24 protein-coding genes and 2 pseudogenes are annotated in these 23,285 nt (G+C 70.9%); 16 read left to right on the forward strand and 10 right to left on the reverse strand.

The window, feature by feature from the left end; all coding sequences use genetic code 11:
- Positions 1-9: 9 nt before the first annotated feature.
- Positions 10-861, reverse strand: coding sequence for a fumarylacetoacetate hydrolase family protein (locus ABZO29_RS04080; RefSeq protein ID WP_367318731.1), 852 nt, complete (start codon positions 859-861; stop codon positions 10-12).
- Between the two features lie 833 nt (positions 862-1,694).
- On the opposite strand from ABZO29_RS04080, the gene ABZO29_RS04085 reads away from it, so the two are divergent.
- From ABZO29_RS04085 to ABZO29_RS04100, 4 genes are all read left to right on the forward strand, one after another.
- The gene (locus tag ABZO29_RS04085; RefSeq protein ID WP_367318732.1) at positions 1,695-2,744 is read left to right on the forward strand and encodes a sugar ABC transporter substrate-binding protein; all 1,050 of its coding nucleotides are present in this window, start codon (positions 1,695-1,697) and stop codon (positions 2,742-2,744) included.
- Positions 2,745-2,886: 142 nt separating this feature from the next.
- Positions 2,887-4,464 (forward strand): sugar ABC transporter ATP-binding protein, encoded by a 1,578-nt coding sequence (locus ABZO29_RS04090; protein ID WP_367318733.1) that lies wholly within the window; start codon positions 2,887-2,889, stop codon positions 4,462-4,464.
- A 2-nt stretch (positions 4,465-4,466) separates the two neighbouring features.
- Positions 4,467-5,507, forward strand: coding sequence for an ABC transporter permease (locus ABZO29_RS04095; protein ID WP_367318734.1), 1,041 nt, complete (start codon positions 4,467-4,469; stop codon positions 5,505-5,507).
- Positions 5,508-5,587: 80 nt separating this feature from the next.
- Entirely contained in the window at positions 5,588-6,289 is a 702-nt protein-coding gene (locus ABZO29_RS04100; protein WP_367318735.1) for a FadR/GntR family transcriptional regulator, read from the forward strand.
- A 160-nt stretch (positions 6,290-6,449) separates the two neighbouring features.
- On the opposite strand, the pseudogene ABZO29_RS04105 reads toward ABZO29_RS04100, so the two are convergent.
- Both ABZO29_RS04105 and ABZO29_RS04110 read right to left on the reverse strand, forming a co-directional pair.
- A pseudogene (locus ABZO29_RS04105) lies at positions 6,450-6,767 on the reverse strand (carboxylesterase family protein); the annotation flags it as partial.
- 82 nt (positions 6,768-6,849) lie between these two features.
- Positions 6,850-7,647 carry a hypothetical protein gene (locus ABZO29_RS04110; RefSeq protein WP_367318736.1) on the reverse strand — a complete coding sequence of 266 codons (798 nt, stop codon included), beginning with the start codon at positions 7,645-7,647 and terminating at the stop codon, positions 6,850-6,852.
- Positions 7,648-8,000: 353 nt separating this feature from the next.
- Here ABZO29_RS04110 and ABZO29_RS04115 point away from each other — a divergent pair, with 353 nt between their 5' ends.
- Genes ABZO29_RS04115 through ABZO29_RS04125 form a run of 3 tightly spaced genes read left to right on the forward strand, consistent with a single transcriptional unit; the run spans position 8,001 to position 9,453 of the window.
- Positions 8,001-8,363, forward strand: coding sequence for an ArsR/SmtB family transcription factor (locus ABZO29_RS04115; RefSeq protein WP_367318737.1), 363 nt, complete (start codon positions 8,001-8,003; stop codon positions 8,361-8,363).
- Positions 8,360-8,893 (forward strand): SRPBCC family protein, encoded by a 534-nt coding sequence (locus tag ABZO29_RS04120; RefSeq protein WP_367318738.1) that lies wholly within the window; start codon positions 8,360-8,362, stop codon positions 8,891-8,893. The genes ABZO29_RS04115 and ABZO29_RS04120 overlap by 4 nt, the downstream gene beginning before the upstream one ends.
- 2 nt (positions 8,894-8,895) lie before the next feature.
- Positions 8,896-9,453, forward strand: a complete 558-nt coding sequence (locus ABZO29_RS04125; RefSeq protein WP_367318739.1) for a TIGR03086 family metal-binding protein — start codon at positions 8,896-8,898, stop codon at positions 9,451-9,453.
- A 96-nt stretch (positions 9,454-9,549) separates the two neighbouring features.
- On the opposite strand, the gene ABZO29_RS04130 is transcribed toward ABZO29_RS04125, so the two are convergent.
- The 4 genes from ABZO29_RS04130 to ABZO29_RS04145 form a co-directional block, all read right to left on the reverse strand.
- A complete protein-coding gene (locus ABZO29_RS04130) occupies positions 9,550-10,182 on the reverse strand; it encodes a DUF6368 family protein (RefSeq protein WP_367318740.1) in 633 nt (210 codons plus the stop codon).
- Between the two features lie 494 nt (positions 10,183-10,676).
- The gene (locus ABZO29_RS04135) at positions 10,677-11,339 is read right to left on the reverse strand and encodes an NAD(P)-dependent oxidoreductase (protein ID WP_367318741.1); all 663 of its coding nucleotides are present in this window, start codon (positions 11,337-11,339) and stop codon (positions 10,677-10,679) included.
- 54 nt (positions 11,340-11,393) lie between these two features.
- Positions 11,394-12,038, reverse strand: a complete 645-nt coding sequence (locus ABZO29_RS04140) for an FMN-dependent NADH-azoreductase (RefSeq protein ID WP_367318742.1) — start codon at positions 12,036-12,038, stop codon at positions 11,394-11,396.
- A gap of 56 nt (positions 12,039-12,094) precedes the next feature.
- Entirely contained in the window at positions 12,095-12,808 is a 714-nt protein-coding gene (locus ABZO29_RS04145; protein WP_367318743.1) for a DsbA family protein, read from the reverse strand.
- 119 nt (positions 12,809-12,927) lie between these two features.
- On the opposite strand from ABZO29_RS04145, the gene ABZO29_RS04150 reads away from it, so the two are divergent.
- Positions 12,928-13,326 carry a winged helix-turn-helix transcriptional regulator gene (locus ABZO29_RS04150; protein ID WP_367318744.1) on the forward strand — a complete coding sequence of 133 codons (399 nt, stop codon included), beginning with the start codon at positions 12,928-12,930 and terminating at the stop codon, positions 13,324-13,326.
- A 155-nt stretch (positions 13,327-13,481) separates the two neighbouring features.
- On the opposite strand, the gene ABZO29_RS04155 is transcribed toward ABZO29_RS04150, so the two are convergent.
- Positions 13,482-13,670, reverse strand: coding sequence for a hypothetical protein (locus ABZO29_RS04155; RefSeq protein WP_367326423.1), 189 nt, complete (start codon positions 13,668-13,670; stop codon positions 13,482-13,484).
- 19 nt (positions 13,671-13,689) lie between these two features.
- A pseudogene (locus tag ABZO29_RS04160) lies at positions 13,690-13,932 on the reverse strand (aldo/keto reductase); the annotation flags it as partial.
- Between the two features lie 150 nt (positions 13,933-14,082).
- On the opposite strand from ABZO29_RS04160, the gene ABZO29_RS04165 reads away from it, so the two are divergent.
- The 8 genes from ABZO29_RS04165 to ABZO29_RS04200 all read left to right on the forward strand — a co-directional run bounded on the left by ABZO29_RS04165 (position 14,083) and on the right by ABZO29_RS04200 (position 22,347).
- On the forward strand, positions 14,083-14,790 hold the full coding sequence (locus ABZO29_RS04165; protein ID WP_367318745.1) for a response regulator transcription factor: 708 nt from the start codon (positions 14,083-14,085) through the stop codon (positions 14,788-14,790).
- On the forward strand, positions 14,787-16,187 hold the full coding sequence (locus tag ABZO29_RS04170; protein WP_367318746.1) for an ATP-binding protein: 1,401 nt from the start codon (positions 14,787-14,789) through the stop codon (positions 16,185-16,187). Before ABZO29_RS04165 ends, ABZO29_RS04170 begins: the two co-directional genes overlap by 4 nt.
- Before the next feature lie 79 nt (positions 16,188-16,266).
- Positions 16,267-16,665 carry a hypothetical protein gene (locus ABZO29_RS04175; protein ID WP_367318747.1) on the forward strand — a complete coding sequence of 133 codons (399 nt, stop codon included), beginning with the start codon at positions 16,267-16,269 and terminating at the stop codon, positions 16,663-16,665.
- The gene (locus ABZO29_RS04180) at positions 16,662-17,651 is read left to right on the forward strand and encodes an FAD:protein FMN transferase (RefSeq protein ID WP_367318748.1); all 990 of its coding nucleotides are present in this window, start codon (positions 16,662-16,664) and stop codon (positions 17,649-17,651) included. The genes ABZO29_RS04175 and ABZO29_RS04180 overlap by 4 nt, the downstream gene beginning before the upstream one ends.
- On the forward strand, positions 17,648-18,334 hold the full coding sequence (locus ABZO29_RS04185; protein WP_367318749.1) for a ferric reductase-like transmembrane domain-containing protein: 687 nt from the start codon (positions 17,648-17,650) through the stop codon (positions 18,332-18,334). The genes ABZO29_RS04180 and ABZO29_RS04185 overlap by 4 nt, the downstream gene beginning before the upstream one ends.
- On the forward strand, positions 18,331-19,677 hold the full coding sequence (locus ABZO29_RS04190; protein ID WP_367318750.1) for an NADH-ubiquinone oxidoreductase-F iron-sulfur binding region domain-containing protein: 1,347 nt from the start codon (positions 18,331-18,333) through the stop codon (positions 19,675-19,677). The genes ABZO29_RS04185 and ABZO29_RS04190 overlap by 4 nt, the downstream gene beginning before the upstream one ends.
- Positions 19,674-19,886: a ferredoxin gene (locus ABZO29_RS04195; protein ID WP_367318751.1), complete on the forward strand. Its 213-nt coding sequence runs from the start codon at positions 19,674-19,676 to the stop codon at positions 19,884-19,886. The genes ABZO29_RS04190 and ABZO29_RS04195 overlap by 4 nt, the downstream gene beginning before the upstream one ends.
- Positions 19,887-20,022: 136 nt before the next feature.
- A complete protein-coding gene (locus ABZO29_RS04200; protein ID WP_367318752.1) occupies positions 20,023-22,347 on the forward strand; it encodes a heavy metal translocating P-type ATPase in 2,325 nt (774 codons plus the stop codon).
- 486 nt (positions 22,348-22,833) lie between these two features.
- Here the strand turns inward: ABZO29_RS04200 and ABZO29_RS04205 are convergent, their stop codons facing one another.
- Positions 22,834-23,277: a hypothetical protein gene (locus ABZO29_RS04205; protein ID WP_367318753.1), complete on the reverse strand. Its 444-nt coding sequence runs from the start codon at positions 23,275-23,277 to the stop codon at positions 22,834-22,836.
- Between the last annotated feature and the right edge of the window lie 8 nt (positions 23,278-23,285).

A 23,285-nucleotide genomic window follows, 5' to 3' on the forward strand; every position in this document is an offset into this window, starting at 1 on the left:
GGGTGCCTTTCACGCTGGGGCGAAGGTCTGGCGCTGGCCACCAAGTCCGTCGATCTCCAGCTCAACGGTGTCGCCGGGGCGGAGATACGGGGTGCCGGGCAGACCCAGGGCGACGCCGGCGGGGGTACCGGTGTTGATGACGTCGCCCGGCTCCAGCACCATGTACTGGCTGAGGTACGCCACGAGGCGCGCGACGGGGAAGATCATGTCGCGGGTGTTGCCGTCCTGGCGCTTGACGCCGTTGACGCTCAGCCGCAGTCCGAGGTTCTGCGGGTCGGCGACCTCGTCGGCTGTGACCAGCCAGGGGCCGAGCGGGTTGAAGGTCTCGCACGATTTGCCGAGGTCCCACTGGGGCGAGTACTCCAGCTGGAACTCCCGCTCGGAGACGTCGTGGCTGACCGCGAACCCGGCGATCACCTCGTGGGCCGCGTCGGGTCCGTCGAGGTAGCGCGCCCGGCGGCCGATGACGACCGCGAGTTCGACCTCCCAGTCGGTCTTCACCGAGCCCCGCGGGATCAGCACCTCGTCGTACGCGCCGACGACCGTGCCCGGGTCCTTCATGAAGACCACCGGGCGCTCGGGGATCGCCGCGCCGGTCTCGGCGGCGTGGTCACGGTAGTTGAGTCCGACACAGACGACCTTGCCCGGTCGGGTGACGGGCGGGCCGATCCGCAGGCCGTCGGCGTCCAGTTCGGGCAGCTTCCCGGCCGTCACGGCCGTACGGGCCCGGTCGACGCCTCCCGAGGAGAGGAAGACGGAGTCGATGTCGGGGGTCACGCTCGACAGGTCGAGCAGCAGTCCGGCGTCGGTGCGGACAGCGGGTCGCTCCTCACCAGGGGCGCCGACGCGCAGCAGTTTCACAGGGCAACTCCTTGTGCCGAGGAGGGATCGGGGGTGGCGGCGTGGGCAGAGCGGACGCGTCGGCCGGGCCGCCCGGGAAGCGACACGAACGCCGCGCCTCACATTCATCGGAGGAATGGCGGCAACGTGACTGTAGAGGCCGAAGAGCGACCTGGCAACGCATTCCTCGGATGTATCGGCAGGCGGAAGGAATCCTCCCCAGGTATTGAGCCTGTCGCCCACCGCGCCGCAGCGGGGAGAGGCACCCTGCATCCTCGGACCCTCCGATGAATCGCCGGAGACCGTCCCGCTCGATGTCCCTCGGCCATACGGGTCACCACCCCTGCCCGACGACGCGACTCGGCCGACGCCCAGCCGCGCGCGACCTCCGCCGGGGGTTCCCGACGAAGTGCCGCAGCGCTGCCCTTCATCGAATCGTGAGGTCGGGCCGTTGCCCTCGCGGCACCGCACGGAGGCGAGTAAGTACAGCTCAAAGGATGTTTCGGTAAGGATCTTCGGCTCTCTGCGACACGCCGGGAAGCACCGCATCCCACGCGTCGAACAATTCGACGGGGCGCAACTCTTGTCAGCATCGGCAACGCCGTCGTAACGTCCTCGACGTCCGAGATACATCGGAGGAATCGCCGTACCGCGTGGTGCGGTCGTTCACTCACGACAGTCGGGCACCCGCAGCGCCTCGTCCCGTCCCACCCATCCCCGCCGGGTCCGGTCCACCACGCCCTGCCCGGGCGGCGGCAACGCCCGCCGCGGTCCGACCCCGCGCATCGGGCGACAACGTCCCCCATCGGTGTCGCCCCGCGGCCTCTTCCCCCGGCTTAGGAGAGAACACGGCCATGAAGCTCGCTCGTATCCGCTCGACCACCGCAGCCGCCGGCGCCGTCCTCGCGGCACTCGCCCTCCTCACCGCCTGCAACCGGGACGGCAACAACTCGGGGGCGGGCAGCGACAAGTCCGCCATCGGCATCGACCTGCCGCGCTCCGACTCCGACTTCTGGAACTCCTACGCCGAGTACCTCAAGAAGGACATCAAGACCGACGGCATCAACGCCCTGCCGCTGAGCAACTCGCAGAACGACGTGACCAAACTGGTCGCCAACGTGCAGGTGTTCCAGAACACCGGGGCCAAGGCCGTCGTCATGGCGCCCCAGGACACGGGCGCCATCGCCTCCACCCTCGACACCCTGGCCTCGAAGAAGATCCCCGTGGTCAGCGTCGACACCAGGCCGGACAAGGGCGACGTCTACATGGTCGTACGCGCCGACAACAAGGCGTACGGCACCAAGGCCTGCGAGTTCCTCGGAAAGCAGCTCGGCGGCAAGGGCAAGGTCGCCGAGTTCCAGGGCGCGCTGGATTCCATCAACGGCCGCGACCGCTCCGAGGCGTTCGCCGCCTGCATGAAGGAGAAGTTCCCGAACATCAAGGTGTTCGAGCTGCCCACCGACTGGAAGGGCGACGTGGCCTCCGCAAAGCTGCAGTCCCTGCTCGCCCAGCACCCCGACCTCAACGGCATCTACATGCAGGCAGGTGGCGTCTTCCTGCAGCCGACCCTGGCCCTGCTGCAGCAGAAGGGCCTGCTCAAGCCGGCCGGCCAGAAGGGCCACATCACGATCATCTCCAACGACGGTATCCCGCAGGAGTTCGACGCCATCCGCAAGGGACAGATCGACGCCACCGTCTCCCAGCCCGCCGACCTGTACGCCAAGTACGCGCTGTACTACGCACAGGCCGCCGCGGAGGGCAAGACCTTCAAGCCGGGCAAGACCGATCACGACTCCACCATCATCGAGATCCCGGGCGGTCTCGAGGACCAGCTGCCCGCACCGCTGGTGACCAAGGACAACGTGGAGGACAAGACCCTGTGGGGCAACACCGTCGGCCAGTGACAGGCCGGACCGCCGTGCCGGTCGATACCCGCACCGGTCTTCCTGACGGCATCCCGTCGGAGTGAGGGGTCGCCCTGGGGTGACCCCTCACCCTCCACACAGCCCGCCCCCTCGTCTCCCCACCCGAAGGACGGTATCCACCATGGCGGACACCGCGACCGCCCCGGCGCACGACGGCGGGAGCCCGGCCCCGGTGGCCGAGGCCACCGGAGTCAGCAAGCGGTTCGGCGCCACCGTCGCGCTACGTGACGCGCGCATCACCATCTCCGCGGGCGAGTCGCACGCGCTGGTCGGCCGCAACGGCGCCGGCAAGTCGACCCTCGTGTCCATCCTGACCGGGCTGCAGCAACCCGACACCGGCAGCCTGCGCTTCTCGGGCGCGCCCGCGCCCGCCTTCGGCGACATCGACGCCTGGCGCTCCAAGGTCGCCTGCGTCTACCAGCGCTCCACCATCATCCCGGACCTGACCGTCGCCGAGAACCTCTTCCTGAACCGGCAGAGCGACGGCGCGCTGCGGCCGATCCGCTGGCGGGAGCTCAAGAGGCGGGCCGGGGAGCTCCTCGCCGAGTACGGCGTGGACGTCGACCCCGCCGCACGGGCCAGGGACCTCTCGGTGGAGCAGCGGCAGTTCATCGAGATCGCCCGCGCGCTCTCGTTCGGCGCGCGCTTCATCATCCTGGACGAGCCGACCGCGAAGCTCGACGCCCGCGGCATCGGCAGGCTGTTCGACAAGCTCCGCGACCTCCAACGGCAGGGTGTCGCCTTCCTCTTCATCTCCCACCACCTGCAAGAGGTGTACGACCTCTGCACCACCGTCACCGTCTACCGCGACGCCGCCCACATCCTCACCGCGCCGGTCGCCAACCTGCGCCACCAGGCCCTCGTGGAGGCCATGACGGGCGAGTCCGCCTCCACCGCTGTCCCGGCCGGCACGCATCTCGCGCCGGCACGGGACGACTCCCCGGAACTCCTCGCGGTCGACGGCCTGACGCTCGACGACGCCTGCCGTGACCTCTCGCTGTCCGTGCGCGCGGGCGAGGTCGTCGGACTGGCCGGCGCCACGGCGAGCGGCAACGTCCGGGTCGGCGAGGCCGTCGCCGGCCTGCACCAGGCCCGGCAGGGCACCATCACGGTCGGCGGCCGGCGCATCCGCACCGGCAGTGTGCCCTCCGCGCTCCACGCGGGCGTCGGCCTGGTACCCGAGGACCGGCACATCCAGGGCCTGGTCAACGACCGCAGTGTGGCGGAGAACGCCACGCTGACCGTCACCGACCAGCTCGGCCCCTTCGGCACCGTCCTCCCGGCGCGTACACGGTTGTTCGCCCGGCGCATGATCCGGGATCTCGACATCAAGACCCCGGGCGCGGCCACCCCCGTGTCCGCCCTCTCGGGCGGCAACCAGCAGAAGGTCGTCGTCGCCCGGGCCCTGGCCACCGACCCTCATGTACTGGTGGCCATCCGTCCCACCAACGGTGTGGACGTGAAGTCCAAGGAGTTCCTCCTGCGCCGGATCCGGCAGGTCGCCGACGCGGGCAAGGCCGCGCTGATCGTCTCGGACGAACTGGACGACCTCAAGGCCTGCGACCGCGTCGTGGTCATGTTCCACGGCCGGACGGTCGCCGAGTTCGCCCGCGGCTGGAAGGACGAACACCTGGTGGCCGCCATGGAGGGCGTGGGAGCCACGTCCGCAGAATCCGACACCGAAGCGCATGGAAGGTAGTCATGTCCGCGACCACAGATGTCACCGACACCGCGGCGAACGTGGGAAAGACAGCCGACGAGGACACCGGGCGCGGCCGCGGCCTCGGCCGCTTCCGTGAGCTGTCGCTGGTCCCCGCCATTGTGGTGCTGGGAGTGATCGGGTTCATCGTCTCGCCCGCCTTCCTGACCGCAGACAACCTCATCGGCGTGGCCCAGCAGTCCACCGAGCTCAGCCTGCTCGTGCTGGCCACCGCGCTGATCCTGATCGCCGGGCGGATGGACCTGTCCCTGGAGTCCACGATCGGCGTGGCACCCGTGATCGCCGTCTGGCTGGTGCTGCCCACCAGCGGTGCGCGGTTCACCGGCCTCGGGCTGCTGCCCGAGTGGACGGCCGTCCCGCTCTGTCTCCTGGTGGGCGTGGTGATCGGTGCCGTCAACGGGTTCCTGATCCTGAAGCTGCGCCTCAACGGCTTCATCGTCACCCTCGGCATGCTGACCATGCTCCGCGGACTGCAGGTCGCCATCTCGGAGGGCCAGTCCATCGTGGAGCTGCCGTCCTCCTTCACGTATCTGGGCAAGGCGTCGTGGCTGGGCGTCCCCGCGGCGATCTGGATCTGCGTGCTGCTGTTCGCCCTCGGCGGCAGTGCGCTGGCCTGGCTGCGGCACGGCCGGGCGCTGTACGCGATCGGCGGCAACGCCGAGGCGGCCCGTACCGCCGGCATCAAGGTCGACCGGATCGTGTGGACGGTTCTGATTCTCGGGAGCCTGCTGGCCGCGTTCGCCGGCATCCTCTACAGCGGCCACTACGGCTCCATCTCCGCCACCCAGGGCAGCGGCTGGATCTTCCAGGTGTTCGCCGCGACCGTCATCGGCGGGGTCAGCCTCAACGGCGGCAAGGGCTCCGTCTTCGGCGCGCTCACCGGCGTTTTGACCCTGCAACTGGTCGTGAACGTCATGACCCTGGCCGGCGTTCCCGCGCTCTGGAACCAGTTCCTCAACGGCGCGATCATCATCGTCGCCCTCGTCATCTCGCGCTTCGCCTCCGGCGAGAAGCAGGAGTAGGTCCGACCCGGGTGGGAGGCGGCACCGGGCCGGTCTCCGCCTCCCACCGGCATCCACCCGGCACAGAAAGGCGCGCTCTCGTGGCACTGACGGACGAAGCCATGGACAAGATCAAGGCGATGATCGTCGACGGCGAGCTCTCTCCGGGCTCCCGCCTGCCCAAGGAGGACATCCTCGCCGGACAACTCGGACTGTCCCGCAACTCGCTCCGCGAGGCCGTGCGCGCCCTGACCGCCATGCGGATCCTCGTCACCCGCCAGGGCGACGGCACCTACGTGTCCAGTCTCGAACCGCATCTGCTGCTGGAGACGCTGTCGTTCGCTTCGGACGTCTCCCAGGGCCAGACCGCGCTGCAACTGCTCCAGGTGCGCAGGATGCTCGAACCCCAGGCCACCGGGCTGGCCGCCGCCCTCTTGCAGCCCGAGGACCTGACACAACTGCGCGCCATCCTGGCCCGCTCCCGGTCCGTCTCCACCGTCGAGGAATTCGTCGCGCACGACATCGAGTTCCACCTGCGCATCGTGGAGGCCGTGGGAAATCCCGTGCTGTCCATGCTGCTGCGGGTCCTCTCCACGCGGACGCAGCGCGTTCGCATCGTCCGGGGCACCCGCGCCCAGCGGGCTGTGGAGCACGCCCACCGCGAGCACGAGGAGATCCTGCGGGCGCTGGAGCAACGGGACGCCCTGCTGGCCGCGTCGGCCGCGAGCGTGCATGTCGCCGCCGTCGAGCAGTGGGTTGCGAGGAGTCTGGTGGACAACCCGGTCGAGTCGGCCGGGGCCTGACCGCCCTCGCCATGGCCCGGCTCAGGTCCGTGACCATTCCGGTTCCCCGTGGCCGATGTGCGGCACTGCAGAAGTCGAGGTGCGGCACCACGGAAACGGACCGGTGCCGCACCTCGACTGTCTCCGTCAGCCCGTCCGGAATCTCAGCACACCGAAAATGCTTCCGCGGGTCCACGCCGCACAGCTCGGCCGCCGTCGGACGCAGTCCGAGTTCCCCGGCGAGGGCTTCGGCGGTGTCGCGCGCCGGCGCGCCGGAGAAGGCCGGCGCGCCGGAGAAGTACGTACCCGGGACGCTCCGCGCGACAGCCCGCCGGAAGAGCCCGCGGGCGCTCGGCATGCCCATGAGCGCGGCCACGCCGCCCGCGTCGGCCGACCAGCCGAACACGGTGACACGCTCGGGGTCACCGCCGAAGGCCGCGATGTTGTCGCGGACCCACGTCAGCGCGGCCACTTGGTCGAGCAGACCGCGGTTGGCGGGAATCTTCCGGCATGGCCCCTGCGTCCTGTACGCATTGAGCCGTCCACGAAGCGAGGAGCAGGCCCTCCAGCGGTCCAGAACGTCAAAGCTCAGTGCCTGTGATGGCCATCCACAGCTCCATGTTGGAGATCATCAGCCGTCCCGGCCGCTGTTTGCCGGTGTCCGGGACAACCGCCCGGACCACGGGCTGGTCACCCTCCTCCACGGTCACCTTCGTGCCGTCGAACATTGGTGACTTGTCGGCCACGACCGAGCGCAGCTTCGCGGCGGCACGGGCGGCGGTTGCCTCGTCCTTGGCCACGAGGCACAGCACTTCGGTGTTCTTGGCGGCGGTGGCCGCCTGCTGACCGAGGGCGGACAGGCGTACCGGCTTGGTGGAATTGAGGGGAAGGAAGTCGGCACGGTAGACGTCGCCCAGGCACTCGGCCACACGCTGGTACTCCTTCTTGTCAGCCAGCGAGGCACCCTCCTTCGGGGTGACGGCCGCCATGGAGGCGCCGCCCCGGACGGTGTAGGAGATCTCGTCCTTCGAGACCTGGAACGACATCCCCTTACCGCCGGACTCCGTCCAGGTTTGTTCGCCGTCACCCCCGGTCTGCTTGTAGCCGTTCGACTTCAGTGACTTGGTGATGGCCGCCGCATCGAACGAGCCCTGCCAGCGGCCGGCGTCCTTGGTATCGACAGCGGTGTCGATCTGAGTCACCTTCAGGCCCTCGCCCCACGGCCCGAGTGTGTACCCGAACAGGCTGCTGCCCGGCAGGCCGATGGAGCCGAGCCGCTTTTCGTCGCCCTTGCTCAGCTCACGCGCCTTCGCCGCGTCGAGGTAGGTCACCTGATTCGCGCTGCTGTAGTCAGCCAGGGCACCCAGCTCCTCCAACACCTTGGAATCACGGCCGGTTTGGCCGGAGCTGGACGAACAACCGGTACCGGCAGCAACAAGGACGGCGAGAGCGGTGGCACCGAGGACACACCTGCGCGCTGTTGTGGGCATGGCGACCCAGCTTAGCGGCGTGCCGCGGAATGCCCGATCTCGCCGGCTCTCGCACGCGGAGACCAGTCGGTCACAGCGGCAGCGTCATGCCGAATTCCTGCATGTCGGTGCAGCAGAACGCGGCCCACAGACCGTCCTCTCGCCGCGCACGGACGGCACGCCGCTATTCAACCGACTGGTTGACAAGCCGGGAACCTGACCGTAGCGTATTTAACCAATCGGTTGAATATGAGAGGTGCGAGGTGGACGACGACCGGCTGTCGCTGGTGTTCTCCGCACTGGCCGACCCCACTCGGCGCGACATCGTGGCCCGGCTCGCCGGCGGGGACGCCACGGTCAACGAACTGGCCGAGCCGTACGACGTCACGGTGCAGGCCGTGTCCAAACACATCAAGGTCCTGGAGGACGCGGGCCTGGTCAGTCGCAGCAGAGACGCCCAGCGGCGGCCCTGCCACCTCGAGGCAGAGGTATTCGACCTGATGACGAAGTGGATCGAGCGCTATCGACGCGAGGCGGAAGACCGTTTCCGCCGCCTCGATGCCCTCCTGGAACAGATGGACGAGCAGCCGGCGACGGACACACCGACGAAAGAGGCGGCATCATGAGCACGCACGACACGCCCCACCGCAACGAGACGCGGATCATGGCCGATCCGGATCTGCCCACCATCCTGATCACCCGGGAGTTCGACGCTCCACCGGAGCGTGTGTTCCGGGCGTACACCGACCCCGATCTGGTCGTCCAGTGGCTCGGCCCGCGTCGGCTCACGATGCAGATCGACCAATACGACGCGCGCAGCGGTGGCTCCTATCGCTATGTGCATCGCGACGACGACGGAACCGAGTACGGCTTCCACGGCGTGTTCCACGAGGTGCGCCCCAACGAGCGCATCGTGCAGACCTTCACCTACGAGGCCTTTCCGGACGCCGTCAGCCTGGAGACGGCCGTCTTCGAGGACCTCGGTGGTCGCACCCGCGTCACCGGCAAGTCGCTCATGGACTCCATGGAAGCCCGCGACGCGATGCTCAAGAGCGGCATGGAACACGGCGTTCGAGAAGGCTACGAACGGCTTGACGAGCTGCTCGGCGGCGGGCAGGGCGACAGCACGGGCCGACGCACCGAGACGGAGTCTTGATCATGGCGAGAACAGCAGCCGACGAGCACCGCACCGTGGCACGCGTATTCACCGACCGCGTGCGCGGCACGGATCCAGCAGCATGGGACAACCCGGCGCCGTGCGAGGGGTGGGCCGCCCGGGACGTCGTCCGCCACCTCGTCGAGTGGTTCCCCGCCTTCCTGAAAGCCGGCGCCGGAGTCGAACTGCCGAAAGGGCCCTCGGTGGACGACGACCCGGTAGCCGCCTGGGCGATGCACCACGATGGAGTGCAGGCCCTTCTCGACGACCCGGCCACCGCACACAAGCTGCTGTCGAACCCGCACATCGGAGAGATCCCACTGGACCAGGCGGTCGACCGGTTCTACACCACCGATGTCTTCCTGCACACCTGGGACCTGGCACGGGCGACCGGCCAGGACGAACACCTCGATCCCGCCAAATGCGCCCAGTTGCTCGACGGGATGCTGCCGCTCGACGACGTGCTCCGTGCGAGCGGGCAGTACGGCCCGCGGGTCGAGGTGCCGGAGACAGCCGACGTCCAGACTCGCTTGCTCGCCTTCATCGGCCGCAAGCCCTGACGAGCCGGAAGGCACCGTCGGCGGGGCCGGCCCCCACAAGGGCACCGACATCCGTCGCTGGGCGAAGAAACACAAGGTCAGCGGGATCTGTCTGGGCTACTTGACCAGCCGGAAGGAGGGGTGCCCAACCCAGGCCCGCAGGAACTCCTCCGTTCCCAGCGCCATCCAGTCGTCGTCCGCGATCCCCATAACTCCCGGAAGGCCAGCGACGACCGACGCCTGTCCGTCCAGAAGCTCGGCCTTGGCCACGCCCCCGATGACGTCCATGACAGCGGCGGTCAGCAGGGCCGTGGCCACGTGATCGATCTCGCGATTGCTGCAGGCGCTGACATTGACGGCATGGGTCGGCCTGAAGCCCAGGATGGCCTCCACCTCGGGTTCGTCCGCGTGCTCAGCCTCGAAAACGCTCTCATCACCGACACCCGGCCCCATCAGGTAGACCAGGAACGGCCGACGCCAGTCCTCGCGCTGAGGATTGAATCCCACCAGGGCCTTGAGCTCCTCGTCCGCGGAGTGGTTGCCGAGCAGTGGAAGCGGGAACGGCTTTCGCCAGTCCTCCGCTCGCCTGTCCTCGACACCCAGTCGCTCTGCTGGCACATTGACGTCGAAGAACCCGGGCCGCTCCTCAGCGAAGTGGGAGGAGAGCCCCACCATCAACGCGCGGAACTCCCGCAGCGCAGACGCAGAGAGCGGCTCCGCCAACTCGATCACCAACGTCGGACCGGACATGCTGAGAGCCTAGTTTGATCGGCTCCGCGGCCGCTCAAATTGGTCCCACACCGAGCCCAGCCGATTCGAGCACCGACGCCACCAACCCGGCTGTCTTCCACAGGTGGCAGCGCCGCCACCCGGGAAGCCGACCGCGCGACCGCTACAGCACTGCATAAGCCGGTGGCGGCCGCCTGCGGCGACTCGCGTGAGATCATCCGTCCATGAGCAGCGACCTGGAAGTAAGTGCTCTGGCGATCAATGTCACGATCCCGCAGGCGCTCCGCTGGACGGACACTCGACGCGGTGAAGCGTAAGAAGTCCCTCGACTCGACCAGCTTCGTCACCCAGGTGATGGCCCGGCCCGGTTCCTCATGCGTGATGCCGTGCCTGAGCGCCACGTCCCCGAAGGCCCTCTGGAGATCGTCGAACACGACGCGCAGCCGCGTGTTGAACTCGATATCAGTGCGGGGGGGTGTCAGTAGTGGTCACAGTCACGCAGAGCGTGCGGCGTGTCATGCTCGTGCGTTCCAGACGAGGGGGGCCTTGCGGATCCAGGTGTCCTTCTCAAGCGTGTCGAGGAGGAAGCGGGCGAGATCGGCGCGGTTGATCCGCTTCCCCGGCTTCTCGGTGCCGGCCTCGGCGGCGCGCAGGGAGCCGCTCGTGGGCTTGTCGGTGAGGGCGACGGCTCGGGCGAGGGTCCAGTCGACGTCGGAGGTGCGGAGGACCTTGTCGACGCCGTGGTGGTCGTCGTAACCGGCCTTGATGTTGGAGGCCTTGATCAGGGCCTTGAACACCGCGTTGATTCGGGCCCAGTCGTCTCCGGCGCCCATCGTGGAGGTCACCACGATCCGGTTGATGCCCTCCTCCTTCATCACGGTGAGGGTGTTACGGGTGGCGTCGGTCATGAACAAGGGCGGGCTGACGGGTTTGGCCCAGGGGTTGTCGGAGGCGCGGGAGTTGTTGAGCGCGCTGATGACCGCCTGTGTTCCGGTGGCGGCCTTGCGGATGTCGTCGATGCTGGCGGGCGTGCCCTGGATCAGTTCGACGCCGGCCGGGGCCTGGACGGCGTCGGGGTTGCGTACGAGGGCCCGGACGTGGTGGCCGCGCTCTGCGGCCTGGTTGAGGAGGTGGATGCCGGTGCGGCCGGTGCCGCCGAGGATGAGCAGGTGGGACATGGTGATCGATTGCCTTTCGGGAAGCCGGGCCGGTCGGGAGACGGTCGAAGCCGCTCAGGCGGCCTGCCGGCCGCCGATGGTCGTGGCCAGGCCGCGTGCCTGGGCGTGGGCGTCGGTCAGCGACGCCTCGTGGAGGGGGAGGAGAGGGGCCAGCGCCGGCACGTGCGGAGCCATGGTCAGCTCGGGCGTGACCGTCGTCACCTCGAGGCCGAGCAGGGTCGGGTCACCCAGGACGGTTTCCAGCGCCGGCACCAGGTGGTCCATGCCGTGCTTGGGGGCGCCGGGGCCGTAGCCGCCGCCGCGCGCGGAGATCAACACGGCCGGGCGGCCCGCGGTGGGAGGAGGCCCGTCGAAGCTGAGGGTGCGGCCGTTGACCATGATCTGGTCCAGCCACGCCTTGAACACGGACGGCATCGTGAGGTTGTACATCGGCACGGTGAACAAGTAGGCGTCGGCGCCGAGGAATTCCTCGATCAGCTCGTCCTGGACCGCCATGGCCTTCGCCTGCTCGGGGGTGCGCTCGGCAGGGTCGGTGGTGCGGGCGGTGATGCCCGCCGCGCCGAGGTGCGGCGCGGGCGAGACGGCCAGGTCACGGTGGACGACCGCGCCCTTCCACTCGCCACGGAAGGACTGGGCGACCTGACGGGAGACGGAGACCTCGCCGAGCGAGGACGCGTCGATGTGCAGCAGGTACGACATGGAGAAGTCAGCCTTTCAAAATGATCAAGGGTGTGTCGGGGAGCGAACGGTGGAGGTCAGCTGTGGGCCGGTACAGCGCAGCCGTCGGGGCCGCAGACCGGAGAGTCGCCGTCGGTGCCCAGGGTGATCGGGTGGGACTCGTCCCAGGCCGTGCGCAGCACGTCGAGAAGGGCATCGCTGTCCTGCGCTCCGGGAATGCCGTACTTGCCGTCGACGACGATGAAGGGCGCGCCGGTGGCACCAAGGTGCTGGGCGCGGGCGGCGTCGTCGCGGACCTGCCGCTGGTAGCGGTGCTCGGTGAGCGCCTGGCGGGTCTCCTCCAGGTCCAGAGCGATCTCCTGACCCAGGCCGAGCAGGTCGTCCAGGCTGAAGACCGGACGGGCCTGACCGAAGTAGGCACGCAAGATCGCGTCCCAGGCTTCGCGATTCTTGCCCTCGGCGGAGGCGTGGGCGAGGAACTCGTGCGCCAGGTCGGTGTTGCCGACCAGGTTGTCCAGCACCTTGTAGGGGCTGAGCCCTTCGGCCTCGGCCAGCGCCTCGATCCGGCGGGTGGACACCTGCGCCTGGGAGCCGCCCATGCCGTGCCGGCGCAGCAGCGCGTCACGGACGCTGAAGGTCTGGTCCACGGGGAACGAGCTGCTCAGCGGGAACGAGTGGTGGATGACCTCCACCTCGTCGCCGTGCTCGAACCGCTCCACGGCCCGGTCCAGACGGTGGCTGCCCAGTCCGCACCACGGGCAGGTGACCTCGGCCCAGATCTCGATCTTCATGACGCGCCTCCCATGCCTGCGCTTTGATTCCTACGTTTTGTGCGTAGCGCCATGATGGGTCAGTATGGAAGTCGATACAAAAGGCACATCGGTGTGTGTGCCGGAGAGGAATGTGCGTAATGGAGGTCACGAGCAGTTCGCACGGCGCGGCAGCAGTGGGGCCCTGCGCCGCCATCCCCGCCGAGCACATGGCCTTCATCCGGCAGATCCTCGACCGCGTCGGCGACAAGTGGAGCCTGCTCGTCATCGCAGTCGTCGAGGCCGGCCCGCTGCGCTACACCGACCTGCAGCGCCAGGTCCCCGGAATCTCCCAGCGGATGCTCACCCTCACGCTGCGCCAGCTCCAGGAGGACGGTCTGATCACCCGCACCGCGTACGCGGAGGTTCCGCCGCGCGTCGAGTACTCCCTCACCCCGCTGGGCCGCGGCCTCCACGAGATCGTGAGCTCCCTGATCGGCTGGGCCGCCGACCATCACGACGAGATCCGCGAGCACCGAGCCCGCGCCACTGCACCGTGAAGACCGCACCGGGCGATGGAAGGCAGACGTGCAGCCGGCCCACCGGCTTGCTCACCCGGGCCGTGCCCGCGCCTTGGCGGCCCTGGGCATCGTCGTACACGTGTCGCTTGCCCGTGCCGGATGGCGCGGGCAAGCGAGGTGTGCGGGTGCGGGTATCAGTCCCGGCTTCCGCCGATGCCGCCTTCGGGGGCGATCTCGGCGATGCGGGCGAGGCCCTCGGCGGTCAGCGTGAGGTCGGCCGCGGCGACGTTCTCGGCGACGCGGTCGAGGTTGCGCGAGCCGGGGATGGGGAGGATGTAGTCCCGCGAGCAGCCACGCCAGGGCCAGCTGTGACAGCGTGGCACCCTTGCTCTCGGCGAACTTGGTCAGCTCGGCGAGGATGGCGACGTTGGCGTCGAAGTTCTCCGGCTTCCACCAGGCCGGCTGTCGGCGGAAGTCGCCGGCGTCATAGTGGTCGATGGACTTGACGCCGCCGCTGAGGAAGCCGCGTGCGATCGGCGCGTAGGCGACGAACCCGATGCCGAGTTGCTCCAGCACCGGGAACAGCGGCTCGGGGTCGAGGGCGAAGATCGAGTACTGGTTCTGCAGCGCCGAGATCGGGTGCACCGCGTGGGCCCTGCGGACGGTGTCCTCGTCGGCTGGCTGCCGTTCGCGTCGACGGGGGACGGTTGGCCCCTACCGTCAGCACGGGGCGCCGACGCAGTCTGGGGGAAGTCAGCGCAGTAGGTCCCTTCACCCGGGAGGCGGGCGGCCCGTATGAACGCCCAGACCAGGGGCGATGCTGAGGAGACGACGCGGGTGCTGGTCGTGGAGGACGACCGCGGCATCGCGGAGTCCTTGGTGCGTGGCCTTCGGCAGGCCGGATACGGAGTCGAAGGTGTCCGGACCGGGCGGGCGGCCCTGTCGGCGCCCACACCCGACGTCGTCCTGCTGGATCTGGGGCTGCCGGACATCGACGGCGTCGAGGTGTGCCGGCGGCTGCGTGCCCGGACGGACGCCGCGATCATCGCGGTGACCGCTCGGGGTGAGGAGGCGGACCGGGTGGTGGCCCTGGACGAGGGCGCCGACGACTACCTGGTCAAGCCTTTCGGGCTGGCCGAGTTGCTGGCGCGGATCCGGGCCGTGCTGCGGCGCAGGCGTCCGACGGAGCCGGAGATCCTGCGACACGGGCCACTGACGCTCGACCTGCGCACCCGCCAGGTCTCGGTCGACGGACGCGCGGTGGCGCTGACGCCCAAGGAATTCGGAATCCTGGAGTGCCTGGCCGCGGACCCGGGTCGGGTGGTGACCCGGCAGCAGATCCTGGAACGGGCGTGGGACGCCCACTGGTACGGGCCGACGAAGGTGCTGGATGTGCATGTGGCGGCGCTGCGCCGCAAGCTCGGCGTACCGGGGCTGATCGAGACGGTCTACGGGCAGGGCTTCCGGCTCGGGGCGGTCGCGGAGTCCTGGGAGCGCTCGTGACGCGTCGGATCACCTGGACGCTGCTGGTCCTGACGTCCGTGCTGCTGGTGCTGGCGGTCGTACCGCTGGCGGTGTCGCTGACGGCGCGTGAGCGGGTTGCCTACCGCGACAGCCAGCGGGCGGCCACACGTGTCATCGCCGCTGCGGCCGAGGAACACCTCTCCGACAACAAGCCGCCGACCGTCATGCGCCAGGAGCTGGACAGCGCGGCGCGGGCGGGGGACTGCGCCGCGGTGTATGACACCTCCGGACGCGTGGTGGCCAGTACGCCGTGTACGGCGGCCCAGGGTGAAGAGGCGGAGGAACTGGTGAAGGACGTGCTGGACGGGGACGAGCCGGAGCCACCGGAGGACGAGGGACGGCTGTTGGCCGCGGAACCGGCCGGTGAGGTGCGCCGGCCCGCCGGAGCCGTCGTCCTGGCCCGCTCCGCCGGCCCGTTGGACGCCCGTATCGCGGCCATCTGGGGCTGGTCCGCCGCGATCGGCGCTGCGGGGCTGGCCGCGTCCGCGCTGCTGTCCGTGCGCCTGGCCCGCTGGGTCAGCCTTCCGTTGTCGACGTTGGACGCCAGCGCCCGGCGACTGGGTGAGGGTGTCCTCGACGAGCGGGCCGACGTCGGGGCCGGTCCGCCGGAGATGCGCCGGCTGGCCGCCACCTTCAACACCATGGCGGCCCGCACGGAGGCCCTGGTGCACGGCCACCGGGCGGTGATCGCGGATGTGTCCCATCAGCTGCGCACCCCGCTGACGGCGCTGCGGCTGCGGCTCGACGTCCTGGCCGCCGGTGCCGAGGGTGACACCGCCGCGGAACTGGGCGCCGCACAGGAGGAGATCGCACGGTTGTCCCGGTTGGTCGACGGGCTGCTGGCGGTCGCGCGTGCCGAGCAGACGACACCGCGTCCGACCGCAGTGCGGGTCGACGAGGTGGTGGCCGAGCGGGTGGCCGCCTGGTCGCCCGTCGCCGAGGAACGCGACGTCCGGCTGACAGCCGTGTCCGAGGAGCCGGGACCGACCGTCGCGCTGGGCGCGGGTCACCTGGAGCAGATCCTCGACAACCTGATCGCCAACGCCGTGGACGCCGTGCCCACCGGCGGGAGCGTGACGCTCGACCACCGTGCGGCGGGCGGCTCGGTCCGAGTATGCGTGCGGGACGACGGACCCGGGATGACGGGCGAGGCGAAGGCGGTCGCCTTCCGCCGGTTCGGTAACCCCCAGGCCCGGGGCGCGGGCCTGGGGCTGGCCATCGTGCACCGGCTGGTCACCGTCAACGGCGGTACGGCACGGCTGGAGGACACGCCCGGTGGCGGGCTGACCGTCGTACTGGATCTGCCCCTGTGGCGGGAGGGTGGGCACGAGCGGGGCGGGGCGTCGAGATCTTTACCGGTTCTGAAGGAGACGTGAGCGAGTTCCTGGGTGCCCTGAGTACAGCCTGGATGTGTTCGCAGCCGATCCGGGCCGCCCATACTCCAGGAGCGCTGCCATGGCCCCTTCGCCCGACGACTTCCCGCCGACACCCGCCCCCGGGTTTTCCTCGCACGCACGCGACCGCGGTCTGCGCCGCAGCCGCCGCACCACGCTGTGGATCGCGGTCACGGCCGCGGCCGGCGCGGCGGCTCTGGGCGGCGTCTACACGCATCTGCTGCCGGGCGGTTCGGCCGCCCCCGCGCCGGCGAACGCGCCGGTCCATAAGCCCGCGGCGTCGACTGCCGCCAACGTGGGGAAGGACGACGAGGGGCGCGAGGAGCCGAACGGTCACGAGGACGACGAGGATGACGACGAGGAGGGCGCGGCTCCCGTGACGCAACCGGCTCCGCAGCCCCCGGCCCAGCCCCCCGCCGCGACCCAGCAGCAGCCGCAGACCACGACGGGGGCGTCATGACCACGCACACCCCGGCCCTCTCTCCCCCTCAGGTCGTTTTCCCGGCCCTCGGCACGACGGCCGCCATGCTGGTCACCGACTCGGCCGCCCTGCCCGCCGCGGAAGCGGTGCTGCGCGCCGAGCTGGCCGCCGTCGACCGCGCCTGCAGCCGATTCCGGCCCGACTCCGAGCTCACGCGTGTGAATGTGTGCGCGGGTGTCACGACGACGGTCAGCGAATACTTCGCCGAGGCCCTGCAGGCCGCCCTGCGTGCCGCCCGTCTCACCGGCGGAGCCGTGGACCCGACCGTGGGCAGCGCGGTGATCGCGCTCGGCTACGACCGCACTTTTGCCTCCCTCTCGCCCGAGGACGCCCGCCCCGTGCCGGTGGCCCGACCGGCGCCCGGCTGGCAGCGGATCGCGTTCACCCGGCGTACCCGCCGACTGTGCCTGCCCCCGGGCGCCCGCCTCGACCTGGGCGCCACCGCCAAGGCCCTGGCCGCTGACCGTGCCGCCCGGCAGGTCGCCGCGGTGACCGGCTGCGGCGTCCTGGTCGGCCTCGGCGGCGACCTGGCGACCGCCGGCCCGGCACCCGAGGGGGGCTGGCGGATCGCCCTCGCCGACGACCACGCCCGGCCCGCCCCGGAAGGCGGTCCCGCCGTGGCGGTGACCGGCGGAGCGCTGGCGACCTCGGGCATCCGGGTGCGCACTTGGCGGCGCGGCGGACGGGTTGTGCACCACATCGTCGACCCGGCCACCGGAGAACCCGCCGCACCCGTGTGGCGTACGGTCACCGTCGCGGCCGCCACCTGCGTGGACGCCAATGCCGTCAGCACGGCGGCGATCGTGCTCGGCGAGCGGGCTCTGGACTGGCTGCAAGTCACCGCCCTGCCAGTCCGGCTGACCGGCCTCGACGGCACCGTCGTACGCGTGGGCGGCTGGCCGCCCGACGGCCACGCGCCCGCCCCCGCAGGCTCCCGGAGCACGGCCCCCGGAGGCCCGCGATGACGACACTCGCCCTGACCGGCAGCCCCCTGTGGTACGCCGGCCGCGCGGGCGGCACCCTCGCCCTGATCCTGCTCACCGCCACCGTGGTCCTCGGCATCGCCTCCGGCGGACGCACCGCGCCACGGCGGATCGGCCGGTTCGAGGTCGGGCTGCTGCACCGCAACCTGTCCCTGCTCACCCTGGGGTTCCTCGCCGTCCACGTGGTGACCGCGGTGCTCGATCCGTTCGTGCACCTGAGCTGGGCGGTGTCCGTCGTGCCGTTCGGAACGTCCTACCGGCCGCTCTGGCTCGGACTGGGCACGGTCGCGCTCGACCTTCTGCTCGCGGTACTGATCACCAGCGCGCTACGGCGCCGGATCGGGGTGCGCCGCTGGAAGGCCGTGCACTGGCTGGCCTACGCCGCCTGGCCGCTCGCCCTCTTCCACAGCGCCGGAACAGGCACCGACACCCGGCTCCCCCTCCAACTGTGGCTGTATGCCGCCTGCCTGATGTCCGTTGTCGGTGCCGTGTGGTGGCGACTGGCGAAGGCCGGTCCAGGACGGGTCGTCGGACGCCTGGTGGCCACCTTGGCGGCCATCGCCGTACCCGTGGCGCTGACCGCCTTCCTGGCCACCGGCCCGCTGCAGCCCGGCTGGGCCCAGCGTGCCGCCACGACGACGATCCTGCCCGGAGGCGGACGATGAACTCCTCGACCGCGGTGCCCTCCGCGCCCCACGAACACACGGCCGAGCCGGGCGACTCCACCGCGGCCCGACTGCTGGCCGGATGGCACGTCACCGGGCGACCGGCCGACCTCACCGATCACCTGCGGCGCCACGGGCAGCCTCCGGTCGCCACAGCTCTCGGCGGCCGGACGTCGATACCGCTGGTGGAGGCCGTCGAGTCGGCCGAGCTCACCGGGCGCGGCGGCGCCGGGTTCCCCACCGCGCGGAAGCTGCGGGGGGTGGCGGAACGTGATGGCCGGGCCGTGGTCGTCGTCAATGCCATGGAGAGCGAACCGGCCAGCCGCAAGGACCAGTTCCTGCTCGCCGTCGCCCCCCACCTCGTCCTCGACGGTGCCGTCCTGGCCGCGATCGCGGTCGGCGCCGACACCGTCAACGTGTGCCTGCCGCGCACCCGCACCGCCCAGTACCGGCAGCTGAGCGAGGCCCTGGACGAACGACGGCGCGCCCGCCTCGACCCGGTGCGGCTGCGCCTGCACGCCCTGCCGCACACCTACGTCTCCAGCGAGTCGACCTCGCTGGTGCGCTGGCTCAACGGGGGACCGGCCCGCCCGCAGGGCAGCCCGCCACGCGCCCACGAACGCGGCGTCGCCCGCCGCCCCACCCTCGTGAACAACGCCGAGACCCTCGCCCACCTCGCCCTCATCGCCCGCCACGGCCCCGACTGGTTCCGCCGCACGGGAACCCCGGACGAGCCCGGCACCACACTCGTCACCGTCTCCGGCGCCGTGGCCACGCCGGGCGTCCAGGAGGTCGCGCTCGGCACCCACCTCGCCACCATCTTCGATTGCGCCGGCGGTCCCACGCAGCCCCTGCGGGCGGTCCTGATCGGCGGCTTCGCCGGCACCTGGCTCCCATCGGAACATCTGGACACCCCCCTCACCCGGCGCGACCTGGCCCCGCTGGGCGCCGCCCCCGGGGCGGGCGTGCTCGTCGCCCTTGCCCACTCGGCCTGCGGGCTGAGCGAGACAGCGCGCGTCCTCGCCTACCTCGCCGCCCACGGCTCCCGCCAGTGCGGCCCCTGCCACTTCGGGCTGCCCGCCGTCGCCGACGACTTCGCCGCGCTGGCCGCCGGACGGGCCGACCCCGACCTGCTGCCCCGGCTGCACCGCAGGACGGGTCTGCTGCCGAACCGGGGAGCCTGCCGCCACCCCGACGGCGCCGCCCGTCTCGCCGCCTCGGCCCTGAGCGTCTTCGCCGACGACGTCGACCGCCACCTCACCCACGGCGTCTGCCCCGCCGCCGGCCACCGGTCGCCCCTCATCCCCGTACCGCCCGCCATACCCCCGGAGACCTGGCGATGACCCCCACCTCGACCCTGCGCGTCGACCGCATCACCTGCACCGGGCAGGGCCTGTGCGCGGAACTGCTCCCCGAACTGATCGACCTCGACGAATGGGGCTACCCCGTCATCAAGGACCGGACCGTCCCCGACCACCTGCGCACCCACGCCCGCCGGGCCGCCGCAGCCTGCCCCCTCCTGGCCCTCCACCTCGACGCCGGCCGGACGTGACGAGCCCGCGCCACCACCGGCTGTCCGGGCCCGAAACAGAGCCGGACGGCCCCTGCCGCCGAGGCCGGCTGCCACGATGGGATGGAGAGGAACAGCCGCCCCAACGGTCGCCGCGCCGCACGGACCGAGGTGCGCCATGGATCACACCGCAGCACGAATACGCCGCCTGACCACCGCAGTCATGTCCCCACGGCTCGAACCGGTCCTCCTGACCGTCACCGCGGCAGCCCTGACGGCCGGCGGCATCGCCTGGCTCGCTGATGCCCGCGGCCTCGCCGACCTGTTCTGGGCTCTGGGCACCGTGGCTGCCGTCGTCCCCGCCATCGGATGGGTACTGACCGCACTGCGCCGGGGACATGCCGGTGTCGACCTGATCGCCGTACTCGCGCTCGGCGGCACCCTGGCCGTGGGCGAGTACCTGGCCGGCGCCCTGATCGCGCTCATGCTCGCAACCGGCCGCACCTTGGAAGCCGCCGCCCAGCGGCGCGCCTCCCACGACCTGCGCGCCCTGCTCGAACACGCCCCGCGCTCGGCACATCGACGCACCGACACCGGAGTGGCCACGGTGCCCCTGGGAGAAGTCGCCGTCGGTGACCTGCTCGTCGTCCGACCCGGGGAGGTCGTGCCCGTCGACGGCCGCGTGGAGAGCGCCGCCGCCGTCCTCGACGAGTCGGTGCTCACCGGTGAACCCCTCCAGGTCGAACGGGTCCGGGACGAAGGGGTGCGCAGCGGTGTGGTCAACGCGGGCGGCGCCTTCGAACTGCGCGCCACCGCCACCGAGCAGGACAGCACCTACGCAGGGATCGTCCGGCTGGCCCAGCAGGCCGGGGCCGAGTCCGCACCGGTCGTGCGGCTGGCCGACCGCTACGCGGCCTGGTTCCTCCCTGTGTCCCTCGTGGTGGCCGGGCTGGCCTGGCTGATCAGCGGATCCGCGGTCCGCGCGGTCGCCGTCCTGGTCGTCGCCACCCCTTGCCCCCTGCTGCTGGCCGCCCCGGTCGCCATCGTCTCCGGCCTCTCGCGCGCCTCCCGCCTCGGCGTGGTCATCCGCGACGGCGGCGCGCTGGAGAACCTCGGCCACGCCCGCACCCTCCTGCTCGACAAGACCGGCACCCTCACCCGCGGCCGCCCCCGCGTCCTCGACGTCACCGCCGCCCCCGGCCTGAAACCTGCGGAGGTGCTGCGTCTGGCGGCCTCGGTCGACCAGTACTCGCCGCACGTCCTGGCCCAGGCCATCGTCGACACCGCCCGGGAACGCAAGCTGGAGCTGTCGGTCCCGACGGACGTCACCGAGGAACCCGGCCGGGGCGCCACCGGCACCGTGGTCGGCCACCACGTCTCCATCGGCCGCCTCGACCCCTCAGCCGCACGCCCCACCTGGGCCATGGCGGTTGAGAACCGCGCCCTCCTCGACGGCGCGGCCGTCGCCTGGCTCACCCTCGACGGGCAGCCCGCCGGCGCCGTCCTGCTGCGCGACCCCCTGCGCCACGACGCCCCGCGCACCCTGCGCCACCTGCGGGCGGCCGGCATCGAGCGGCTGCTGATGCTGACCGGCGACCGCGCCGCACCCGCCCGCGAAGTCGCTGCCGTGCTCGGCCTCGACGGCGTACGCGCCGAACTCACCCCGGCCGACAAGGTCACCGCTGTACGGACCGAACGCGAACACGCCGTCACCGTGATGGTCGGCGACGGCGTCAACGACGCCCCCGCCCTCGCCGCCGCCGACATCGGCGTCGCCATGGGCGCCCGCGGCTCCACCGCCTCCTCCGAGGCCGCCGACATCGTCCTGACCACCGACCGCGTCGACCGCCTCGCCGACGCCGTCACCATCGCCCAACGCGCCCGCCGCATCGCCGTCCAAAGCGCCCTTGGCGGCATGCTGATGTCCCTGGCCGCTATGGCCGCGGCCGCCGTCGGCCTGCTCCCGCCTGCTGCCGGCGCACTGCTCCAGGAGGGCATCGACGTCGCCGTCATCCTCAACGCCCTGCGCGCCCTGCGCGTCGACCAGGCCGCACGCCCGGCGCTCACCCCCGCCGCCGAAGCCCTCATCCACCGCTTCGCCGCCGAACACGACGACCTCCAGGACGTCCTCGACTCCGTACGCGACGCCGCCGACCGCCTCTCCGACACCCCCGGCCCCAAGGCACTGGCCGCCGTCGAGGAGACCCACCACCTGCTCACCGAACGGCTCCTGCCCCACGAATACGCCGAAGAACACCAGCTCTACCCCGCACTCGCCCCCACCCTCGGCGGCCCCGAAGCCACCGCCACCATGAGCCGCGCCCACACCGAGATCGAACGCCTCTCCCGCCGCATCGCCACCCACCTCCAACTCGCCCACTCCGACGGGGGCCTGGCCCCCGAGCAACTCGACGACCTGCGCTCCTGCCTCTACGGCCTGAACACCGTCCTGCGCCTGCACTTCACGCAGGAGGAGGAGAACTACTTCTCCCTCGCGCCGTAGAACGCAGGCCGGACGCAGCTCCCGCATCAGACCGGGGCGCCAAAGCACGGCTCACGGTCAACGGTCCGATCATGGCGGAGGTGGAAAATCCGCAGCTCTTCGCCGAACCTCACCGGCCATCAGGCTCCGCCGGGCGCTTCGCCGTTCGGTGCTGCGGTCCCAGCACGGCGCCGCCACACCTCGCGCACGTGCTCCGCATGCGGACACACAGACAGGTCGAACCGGGTCTCGCAAGCCTGGTTCGCAGGGCCGGACACCGAGATGCTGCGCAGCGCCATCGGACGCAGCCTGCCCTGCACCGGCCGCATCGCCGTTCGCCTCCGCCCCTGGCGACCACCACCCGACACCACCACGACGATCCGTCGGCGAGCCTGCTGCTGGTGACGCGGTCATCGGCCGAGGGGCAGCGGGCAAATCCTCAGGCCACAGCACAGACAGACCGAAGGAGGGCGCCGCCGCACGGACGCCCTCCCCCGGTCACCCGGTCTACGACACAGACCCGCAGGCGAAGATGCCCCTGGCCGTCGTGTAGGCGCAGATCCGGAAGCGGACGTCGCGGACGAGACCGAGATCGTTGGTCGCCGTCTGGCCCGACTTGGCGATGGTGGTCCAGCCCTGCGTGTACCAGCCACTCGCCGACGAGTACTTCTTGTACGAGATCTGCAGCCGCGACCCCTGCCCGTCGCCGTCGCACTCGTCGTATGCCGACAGCTGGTAGCCGGCGTTATAGGTCGGGTAACCGGCCTGCGAACCAGTCTGTTCGTAGCCGTACAGCCCATGGGCGTACTGGCAGTAGTTCGGGTCCGTGCTGTAGCCGGACACCTCCCACATCGGGACCGCCTGGGCGGGCACCGTGCTGACAGCGACGCCCATGCCGACGGCCAGGGCCACGGTCGCGAGTCGTGCTTTGAACCTTGAGGACTTCGTCATCTGCTCTC

It is taken from the genome of Streptomyces sp. HUAS ZL42, assembly GCF_040782645.1.
Lineage (GTDB): Bacteria > Actinomycetota > Actinomycetes > Streptomycetales > Streptomycetaceae > Streptomyces.

What these genes read in the sequence shown, in the direction of transcription:
- ABZO29_RS04130 (WP_367318740.1), bottom strand. Translation starts at nt 10,182, where the DNA reads ATGTCCGGTCCGACGTTGGTGATCGAGTTGGCGGAGCCGCTCTCTGCG.
- ABZO29_RS04180 (WP_367318748.1), top strand. Translation starts at nt 16,662, where the DNA reads ATGACCACGCACACCCCGGCCCTCTCTCCCCCTCAGGTCGTTTTCCCG.
- ABZO29_RS04090 (WP_367318733.1), top strand. Translation starts at nt 2,887, where the DNA reads ATGGCGGACACCGCGACCGCCCCGGCGCACGACGGCGGGAGCCCGGCC.
- ABZO29_RS04140 (WP_367318742.1), bottom strand. Translation starts at nt 12,038, where the DNA reads ATGTCGTACCTGCTGCACATCGACGCGTCCTCGCTCGGCGAGGTCTCC.
- ABZO29_RS04185 (WP_367318749.1), top strand. Translation starts at nt 17,648, where the DNA reads ATGACGACACTCGCCCTGACCGGCAGCCCCCTGTGGTACGCCGGCCGC.
- ABZO29_RS04095 (WP_367318734.1), top strand. Translation starts at nt 4,467, where the DNA reads ATGTCCGCGACCACAGATGTCACCGACACCGCGGCGAACGTGGGAAAG.
- ABZO29_RS04205 (WP_367318753.1), bottom strand. Translation starts at nt 23,277, where the DNA reads ATGACGAAGTCCTCAAGGTTCAAAGCACGACTCGCGACCGTGGCCCTG.
- ABZO29_RS04200 (WP_367318752.1), top strand. Translation starts at nt 20,023, where the DNA reads ATGGATCACACCGCAGCACGAATACGCCGCCTGACCACCGCAGTCATG.
- ABZO29_RS04145 (WP_367318743.1), bottom strand. Translation starts at nt 12,808, where the DNA reads ATGAAGATCGAGATCTGGGCCGAGGTCACCTGCCCGTGGTGCGGACTG.
- ABZO29_RS04150 (WP_367318744.1), top strand. Translation starts at nt 12,928, where the DNA reads ATGGAGGTCACGAGCAGTTCGCACGGCGCGGCAGCAGTGGGGCCCTGC.
- ABZO29_RS04125 (WP_367318739.1), top strand. Translation starts at nt 8,896, where the DNA reads ATGGCGAGAACAGCAGCCGACGAGCACCGCACCGTGGCACGCGTATTC.
- ABZO29_RS04190 (WP_367318750.1), top strand. Translation starts at nt 18,331, where the DNA reads ATGAACTCCTCGACCGCGGTGCCCTCCGCGCCCCACGAACACACGGCC.
- ABZO29_RS04120 (WP_367318738.1), top strand. Translation starts at nt 8,360, where the DNA reads ATGAGCACGCACGACACGCCCCACCGCAACGAGACGCGGATCATGGCC.
- ABZO29_RS04085 (WP_367318732.1), top strand. Translation starts at nt 1,695, where the DNA reads ATGAAGCTCGCTCGTATCCGCTCGACCACCGCAGCCGCCGGCGCCGTC.
- ABZO29_RS04135 (WP_367318741.1), bottom strand. Translation starts at nt 11,339, where the DNA reads ATGTCCCACCTGCTCATCCTCGGCGGCACCGGCCGCACCGGCATCCAC.
- ABZO29_RS04165 (WP_367318745.1), top strand. Translation starts at nt 14,083, where the DNA reads ATGAACGCCCAGACCAGGGGCGATGCTGAGGAGACGACGCGGGTGCTG.
- ABZO29_RS04195 (WP_367318751.1), top strand. Translation starts at nt 19,674, where the DNA reads ATGACCCCCACCTCGACCCTGCGCGTCGACCGCATCACCTGCACCGGG.
- ABZO29_RS04175 (WP_367318747.1), top strand. Translation starts at nt 16,267, where the DNA reads ATGGCCCCTTCGCCCGACGACTTCCCGCCGACACCCGCCCCCGGGTTT.